This is a genomic window from Actinosynnema sp. NPDC023658 (assembly GCF_040639995.1).
In the GTDB taxonomy this organism is placed as follows: domain Bacteria; phylum Actinomycetota; class Actinomycetes; order Mycobacteriales; family Pseudonocardiaceae; genus Actinosynnema.
In genome coordinates, this window is the sequence record NZ_JBFAAX010000278.1 from 1 (window position 1) to 7,715 (window position 7,715).

7 protein-coding genes are annotated in these 7,715 nt (G+C 72.1%); 2 read left to right on the top strand and 5 right to left on the bottom strand.

The window, feature by feature from the left end; genetic code table 11:
- A partial coding sequence (locus AB0G02_RS23675; RefSeq protein ID WP_360797650.1) for a pyridoxal-dependent decarboxylase occupies positions 1-692 on the top strand: 692 nt, incomplete at its 5' end.
- An 18-nt stretch (positions 693-710) separates the two neighbouring features.
- On the opposite strand, the gene AB0G02_RS23680 is transcribed toward AB0G02_RS23675, so the two are convergent.
- The 5 genes from AB0G02_RS23680 to AB0G02_RS23700 all read right to left on the bottom strand — a co-directional run bounded on the left by AB0G02_RS23680 (position 711) and on the right by AB0G02_RS23700 (position 7,104).
- The gene (locus AB0G02_RS23680) at positions 711-1,244 is read right to left on the bottom strand and encodes an AAA family ATPase (RefSeq protein WP_360797651.1); all 534 of its coding nucleotides are present in this window, start codon (positions 1,242-1,244) and stop codon (positions 711-713) included.
- Between the two features lie 69 nt (positions 1,245-1,313).
- Positions 1,314-1,811: a hypothetical protein gene (locus AB0G02_RS23685; RefSeq protein ID WP_360797652.1), complete on the bottom strand. Its 498-nt coding sequence runs from the start codon at positions 1,809-1,811 to the stop codon at positions 1,314-1,316.
- A gap of 104 nt (positions 1,812-1,915) precedes the next feature.
- Complete coding sequence (locus AB0G02_RS23690) at positions 1,916-2,467, bottom strand: hypothetical protein (RefSeq protein WP_360797653.1); 552 nt, start codon at positions 2,465-2,467, stop codon at positions 1,916-1,918.
- On the bottom strand, positions 2,458-2,757 hold the full coding sequence (locus tag AB0G02_RS23695; protein WP_360797654.1) for a hypothetical protein: 300 nt from the start codon (positions 2,755-2,757) through the stop codon (positions 2,458-2,460). Before AB0G02_RS23695 ends, AB0G02_RS23690 begins: the two co-directional genes overlap by 10 nt.
- A gap of 39 nt (positions 2,758-2,796) precedes the next feature.
- Entirely contained in the window at positions 2,797-7,104 is a 4,308-nt protein-coding gene (locus tag AB0G02_RS23700) for a LamG-like jellyroll fold domain-containing protein (RefSeq protein WP_360797655.1), read from the bottom strand.
- A 339-nt stretch (positions 7,105-7,443) separates the two neighbouring features.
- Between AB0G02_RS23700 and AB0G02_RS23705 the strand changes: the two genes are divergently transcribed.
- Positions 7,444-7,715, top strand: a 272-nt coding sequence (locus AB0G02_RS23705; RefSeq protein WP_360797656.1) for a P1 family peptidase, incomplete at its 3' end; no start/stop codon positions are given.

A 7,715-nucleotide genomic window follows, 5' to 3' on the forward strand; every position in this document is an offset into this window, starting at 1 on the left:
ACGAGATGGCCGACCTGGCCGAGCGGCACGGCGCGTGGCTGCACGTGGACGGCGCGTTCGGGCTGTACGCGGCGCTGTCACCGCGCACGGCCGGGTTGGTGCGCGGGGTGGAGCGGGCCGACTCGGTGGCCGCGGACGGCCACAAGTGGCTGAACGTGCCGTACGAGAGCGGGGTGGCGTTCGTGCGGGACGGGTCGTTGCTCGGGCGCGCGTTCGGCGGGTGGAACGCCCCGTACCTGCCGGAGCCGGACGACGAGTTCGTCAACTACAACAACCTGGGTCCGGAGTCGGCGCGGCGGGCGCGGGCGTTCCCGATCTGGGCGACGCTGCGCGCCTACGGCCGCGACGGGCACCGCGCCATGGTGGAGCGGCACCAGGACCTGGCGCTGCGCCTGGGCCGCCGGATCGCGGAGGCGCCCGACCTCGAACTGCTCGCGCCGGTCACCTCGTTCATCGTCTGCTTCCGCTACCAGCCGCCGGGCGTGCCCGCCGACGACCTGGACGACCTCAACCGCAGGCTGGGCGAGGCGTTGATCGAGGACGGCCGGGTGTACGCGGGCACCACCGTGTACCGGGGCATGGTCGCCCTGCGACCCGCCATCGTGAACTGGCGGACGACCGAGGAGGACGTCGACCTCCTGGCGTCCGTGGTCCGCGAGCTGGGCGCGGGTCTGCTCACCCGGGGCGGCTGACGGAGCGGGACGGACCGGTCAGCCGAGGCGGCAGCGGCCCCCGGCCACCAGCTCCCGGACCGCGGCGGCGGTGTCGTCGGCGGACAGGCCGGTGGAGTCGAGCACGTGCGGCTCCAGCGGGCCGAGGTCGGCGAACGCGTCGTGCAGCCCGGTGATCGGTTCGACCTCGCGCAGCTCGCCGCTGCCCCGCCCGGTCGCGCGGGCGATCGTCGTGCCCAGGTCCGGGCGCAGCACGACGTAGGACATCGCGGCGCGACCGGCCAGGGGCCGGAACGGGTCGAGGAACCACGGCCCGATCACGCCCTCGACCACCACGTCGTAGCCGCCGTCCGCGAAGGCCGCGGTGGTCGCCGCGATCGCGTCCACCACCACCTCGTTCTGCCGCTGCGCCTCGGGCAGGAACGGCAGCACGAACCCCGTGCCGATCGCGCGGAAGAACCCGTCCATCGCCACGTGCGCCGTCGCCCGCACCGCCGTCGTCGCGAGGAGCCGGGCGACGGTCGTCTTGCCCGCCCCGGGCGGTCCGCCGAGCAGGATCACCTCACCGGTCATGGTCGACGACGGTAGCCGGCCGGGCGAAGAAGATCGAGTCTTGCCTTCCCGGCCCCCGTCCGCCGCCCCTCAGGTCGTGGCGAACGCGCGGACGTAGACGTGCTGCGGCTCGGCCGACCGGTTCACCCGGACGTCCACCTGCTCGCCGGAGAAGCTCTCCACGACGCGCTGCCACTCCTGCACCCGGTCGCCCGGCCCGACCTCCCACCGGGCGCCGCTCTCCGGAGGCGGCGCGATCAACCCCACCGACTCCCGCCCCGGCCTGGCGTCACCGGTGGACAAGCCGGCTCCGGTCAGGAACTCGTCCACGCACTCCGCGGACCCCGGGAAGTCGAACCACACGCTCTCCGCGTCCAGCGGGAAGACGAAGTACCGCAACCCCTCCCGCGCGCAACCGGGCACCGGCACGTGCGCCAACCGCTCCACGTCCCCCACCCCGAACCCCGAATGGCTCCCCGCGTACGCGTGCGGGTCGTCCGGCGCCTGAGGCCACAACGCGACCCCGGCCGCCGCCACCACGACCACGGCGGCGACAACCGTCCACCGTGCCTTCACCGACATGCTCACGAGCCGGTTCCCCCCCGCGATCCACCGAGCCCGGGACCACGCGTGCTCGTGGTCCCGGTCCTCCTGGACCCGGACGTGCTCGGTGGTCCGGGCCGCCGGCGACTCTAGCCACCCGTCTCGCAGGTCGTCACCACTTCGAGCGCTTCGAGCGTCCCGTCCCGCACCGCGGCCCGCTGCTCCTCGGACAACGACCAGTTGCCCTGCGGCTCCCGCCCCGTGCGCAGCCGGTAGACCTTGGTCCAGCACCTGGTGCCGTCCACGGTCGTCGCGGCCTCCGACAGGTTCTCGTTGACCTCGGTGGACAGATCGATCCGGGGCTTGCCGAACGTCCCTCCCGGCAGCGACACGAGCGGCACGGGATCGTCGACCCGTGCCCCCACGTAAACGCTCCCGGCGGCCTTCGCGTAGTACTCGTGCACCTTGTCGTGGGAGCGGACCGCGAGCTGCGAGTGAGCTCTCTTCTCGATGCTCGCCGCCGACTCCCCGGGTGACGGCGAGCAACCGGCCAGGAGCAGCACGGCCGACACGCCACCGATCGCCCAGCCCCTCAGCACGACCACGACCCGGAGGAGCAGATGATCTTGTGGGCTTCGCCTGCCGCACTCGCCGTCCGGGCACATCCAGGTCGCCAGGCCGGTGGGGTCGCTCAGCGACACCGGGCTGTTGTCGGCGTAGGCGTACCCGTTCCACTGCTGGGGGTTGGACTACGCACCTCCGGCGGCACACCCACCGCCCGCTCGGCGGACTCCGCACGCGGCACCGGACGGGCCTGATCACCAGTCCCGGGCACGTCCCGCGCGTCCTGCAACGCGGGCAGGTCCCAGCCGAGACCGTGCCAACCACCCTTCGGCGCGGCCATGGCCGGGATCGGGCCGGTCGCGGTCACCAGGACCACGACGGCGAGCACCACGGACTTGACGAGCACGCCGGCTCTACGTCTGTTCATCGTTCCCGTCTCAACCTCGGTGTGGGAGAACGCGGGCGGTCAGTGGACGATCGCGAACAACGTGCCGGGGTCGTCGGCGGTGCGGTCGTCCTTGATCTGGTCGGGGGTGCGGACGCCGGAGTGCACGCGCACGCCCGCGATCCCGCCCTGCCAGAAGTCGGTCGCGACGCCGCCCCACACGCTCCGGCCCAGCACGAGCTGCCCGACGCTGTCGTGGACGCCGGTCGCGTCGACGCAGCCGGACTGCTTGGTGCCGTCGACGTACAGGCACGCCTGGCCGGTCACCCCGTCGAAGGTCGCCGCGAGGTGCGTCCACCTGCCGGCCACGGCCGGGGCGTCGCTGACCTCCGTCCGCAGGCAGGTCGCGGCGGTCCGGTCGCACGACACCGCGAACGCCCACCACCCGGAGTCCCCGAACTTGCGGTAGCCGAGCAGGAACGGGCTGTTGGTGGTGTCGTCCATGCTCACCGCGGTCTGGGTGTAGTCACCGAGCGAGTCCTTCTCGACCCACGCCTCGACCGTGTAGGAGCGGTCGGGGCGGAAGTCACGCGGTCGGGGCGCGGTGACCGCCGTGCCGGACGCGCCGGTGAACGCCGCGTTCGCCGCGCCGCCCCGCGCGACGAGGGACGCACCGCCGGTCGGGGTGCCCGTGACGTCACCGGTCGAGTTCCAGGTGCCGTCCACGTAGGTCCGGCCGGCCATCGCGGCGACCTGGCTCGCGGTCAGCGCCTGCTGCCACACCTGCACCGAGTCGATGACGCCCCGGAACGAGCCGGTCAGCGCGCCGAAGTTGTAGGTGCCGACGGTGACCGCCCCGGTGGCGTTCCACGGCGTGCCGGTGAACGGCCGCGAGCCCATCAGCTTGCCGTCCACGTACAGCTGGATCCGCTTGGCCTCGTTGTTGTAGACACCCGTCACCAACGTCCACGTGCCGGCCGCCGCGACCGAGTTGTGCCGGTAGGTCCACTCGGTGATCGCACCGGGCGTGTCCGAGCGGTTCAGGCCGAAGATCCAGGCGTTGACGTCCGGTGAGTAGCGGATCGCGAACCCAGGCACGTTCTGGCCCGACTGCCCCACCAGGGCGTAGTAGCCGTTCAGGTCGTCCAGCTTGGCCCACGCGGACACGGTGAACGACTGCGAGGTGTTCACCGCGGGTCCGGACGAGCGGCTGTAGCTGTCCGCCGCACCGGTGTAGCGCAGGGCGCTGCCGGACTTGCCCGGCACCCACGACGCACCGGTGGTGATCAGGTTGTTCTCGTACCCGACACCGTGGTTGCTCGAATCCGCCGCCGTGGTGCCGGAGTTCTCGTCGAACTTCCAGTACCCCTGCAACGACTTCACCGGCGCGGGCACGTAGTTGCCGCTGTACTCGTCACCCGACGACCCGGTCGCCAGCACCCCGGTCGCGCCCTCCGCCAGCCCGTACTGCGCGCGCGGCGCGGACGTGGTGGCGAGGTCGTGCGCGTCCTGCGGTGACAGCACCCGCTGCCACGCCTGCACGTCGTCGATCTGGCCGGGGAAGCTGTCGGCCGGTGCGCCCGCCCACTTCGCCGCGCCGATGACGAAGGGACCGGTGGCGTTCCACAACGGGGTGGTGAGGACCTTCGACCCGGCGAGCTTGCCGTCGACGTACAGCGACACCTGCCTGCTGTTCGCGTCGTAGGTGCCGATCAGGTGCGTCCACCGGTCGACCGCCGGCACGGCGGTGGCGTCGGCGGACGTGACGCGGGTCGGGACGTGGGAGGTCGAGTCGGTCTCCATCGTGGTGAGCGACCACTTGCCCTCGTCGGCGGAGTACATGAGGAAGAAGCCGCTGACCGAGCTCCCGTCCTGGGAGGCGACGACGTAGTAGCCGTCGGTCCGCTGGAGCTTCGCCCACGCCGCGACGCTGAACGACCTGGCGGTGTCGAGGACCGGCTGCGCGGTGGCCAGGTAGCCGTTCGGCCGCATGGTGATGCCGCCCTTGACGCCGTCCTTGCTGCCGAACGCGTCGGCCTGGGTCCACGAGTTGCCGCGGTTCTGGCCGACGTCCCAGCCGGCCTCGGTGAGCGTCGCCGGGTGCGCGGTCTCGCCGGGGTTGAGCACGGCCACGTTGTCCGCGGCCGTCGCGCCCGACTGGTCGTCGAGCGCCCAGGCCCCCTTGAGGAACCTGGCCGAGGTCAACGGGAGCACGGAGTACGCGCAGGCGGTGGTCGGCGCGGTGCCGACGGTCGTCAGGGGGCTCGTGCAGGACCCGTCCGGGCCCGGCGTGCCGGCCTTGTTCACCGCGCGGACCTTCAGCAGGTTCTGGTTGGCGTTGAGCGCGGTGGTCGACAGGTCCGCCTTGGCGACGATCCTGCCGGTGCTGTCGTCCCTCGTCGCGGGCACGCTCGGTGACCCCTGGGTGGACGGCTCGCTGCCGTCGGTGGTGTAGACGAACCGGTCGATGTCGTACAGGCCGGGGGTGGCCATGTCGACCGTGATGCCGAACTCCGCGGTGTCACCCTGGTTCACCGGCGTGTTGGCCGCGCGCACGGTCGGGGTCAGCGGCACGGCGGTGTTGACGTAGAACTCGCAGTCCCAGTCCCACCGCGGCGAGTACAGGCCGCCGTCCCACACCCGCATGGCCCACTTGTAGACGCCGTCCGTGGTGATCCACCCGGCCGGCACCTGCACCTGGGCGAGCGCCCCCTGGTTCGGTCCGGGCGTGCCGATCGAGAGCGGCGCCGCGTCGTTGTCGTGGTAGGTGCCCGGGGTGTCCGCGCCGTACGGGCCGCCGCTGGTGGCGACGATCACCTTCAGGCTGCCGCCGTCCGGGTCGGACACCCACGCCTGCAACTGGGGCGTGCGGGTGAACACGTACGGCCGGTTCTCGCCCTTCACGCACGGCACGGAGCCGTTCTGCATGAGGTGGCCGACGGGGTTGTTGGGCGTGGAGTTGTAGTGCACCTCCAGGTACGGGTTGAGCCCGAACCGCCGCCACGAGTAGCTGTCGGCTTCCCGCTCACCCTTGAGCAGGAACGTCGTGGTGCCCCAGCCGTTCGCCGCCGCGGCCTTCACCGCCGTCGACGCGCCGAACTGCATCGACACGCCCGGCGCCTTGGACTGGTTGACCGTGTTGACCGACGACAGGTGCGACGAGGACGTGCCGGGCACGGCGACCCCGCCGGGTTGGTTGTCCCAGGTGGTGTTCGCGTCGACCCACCCGGCCAGGTGCAGTTCCGTCGGCTTCGCCAGGTCGCTGCCCCACCACGAGTAGAGCAGCGTGGTGTTCAGCGTCGCCCAGTCGACCGTCTTGCCGATAATCGGCTCGGTGTTCATCTGCACGTACGAGCGGGACTTCCCGGAGGAGTCCGACGTCTGGTAGCCGGCCTTGAGGTCGTTCAACGCGCCGGTGGTCGCGTCGAAGTTCTTCGCCGCGGTGTAACCCGACTGCACCACCACGTGGTGGGACTTGCCGCACGAGCCGCACGAGTAGTCGGGGTCCAGGTAGACCGGGTAGCGGGTGTCCGGGTGGGACAGGAAGTCCTGGTCCGGGACGATGCTCACGCTCGCGTCGGACACCTCGGTGCCCATCACCGCGCGTCGCGGCTCACGCCGGTCGTCGCCGCTGGAGTCCCACATCCGGGTGGCGTCACCGGTGAAGACGACCTCGCCCCCGGCGTCGACGACCTCCAGGCCGGGATCGCCCGCCTTGGCGCGGCGCTCGGCCGGGCGCACCCGCGCGTTCCTGGTGTGCGAGCCGAACGTGATCCTGCGCAGCTCCGGGTTCCGCGCCGCCTGCGGCGTCTTGACCACCAGCACCTCGGAGAACCCGACGACGTCCGCGGTGATCCGCAGGTCGACGCCGGGCAGCACCTCCGGGTAGGTCGCACGAGGACCGTCCAGGACCGGTTCCGGCAGGTCGGCGTCCCAGTCCAGGCCGACCTCGGAGCCGTCGTGGCCCATCTTGACCAGCGGTCCGCGGTCCCGGGAGCCCTTGCCGCCGCCGGACAGCTCCAGCTCGACCACGGCGGCGCGCGGGGCGACCGTCCCGTCCGGACGCCGTTCCAACGTCGTGTCGGCGGCGATCCACTCACCGTCGCGCTTCACGCGCACCGGGCGTTCGTGCTGCCGCCAGGTCACCCCGCCGTCCGGGGTGGCCCGGAACTCGTCGACCTCGGTCGTCTTACCGGTGATCAGCACCGGTTCACCGAGCCGCTGGGCCAGCGCCCGCGCGGACGCCTCGTCCGCCGCCTCGGCCTTCGCCGGCGCGGGCGCGGGTGCCGCCGCGGCCGCCACCGCGACCGGCTGCACACCGGCGAGACCGACGAGCAGAACCGCCGTGACGGCCGTGCGTCTGCGTGCGCCCGATCTGTTCCCGCGCATGCCGAATAGAGCTCTCACCTGCGAAACCCCCTGGACCGGGCAACCGGACCAGGCTGCCACCGCGAAGCGAACGGGCGGAACGATGCCCGATGAGTCGCTTGTAGACACTCGCCCGAATGGTCTAATCCTTTGTCGTGCACCCGTTCGGCCTAACGGCCACCGGTCGAGGTTTGCCGGACCGTGATGGCAAAACCCGGCCTGAACAGCTCTTTTGTTGCAGATCGAGGTCGGCGGGCGAGCGGCGCGTGTCCCGCCGCGAGACGCGTTCGAGCCGAAGTTCGACGCTCGCCGCGACGACCGCGGCGGCCGCGACGACGTGCCGGACGTAGCATCGACGACGTGCGGAACTCGATCGCGGACGTGCCCGGTGTGCTCGTCGGGCACGCCACGCGGATCGGCGGCGGCGCGTTGACCGGCACCACGGCCGTGCTGTTCCCGCCCGACTCACTGTCCATTGTGGACACTCGTGGCGGAGCGCCCGCGACGCGCGACACCGCCGCGCTCGACCCCCGCTACGGCGGTCGGGAGGTGCGCGGTGTCGTGCTCACGGGCGGCAGCGCGTACGGGCTGACTGCGGCCGACGGCGCGGCCCGGGAGCTGGGGTCGATCGT

What these genes read in the sequence shown, in the direction of transcription:
- AB0G02_RS23695 (WP_360797654.1), bottom strand. Translation starts at nt 2,757, where the DNA reads ATGAACAGACGTAGAGCCGGCGTGCTCGTCAAGTCCGTGGTGCTCGCC.
- AB0G02_RS23700 (WP_360797655.1), bottom strand. Translation starts at nt 7,104, where the DNA reads ATGCGCGGGAACAGATCGGGCGCACGCAGACGCACGGCCGTCACGGCG.
- AB0G02_RS23680 (WP_360797651.1), bottom strand. Translation starts at nt 1,244, where the DNA reads ATGACCGGTGAGGTGATCCTGCTCGGCGGACCGCCCGGGGCGGGCAAG.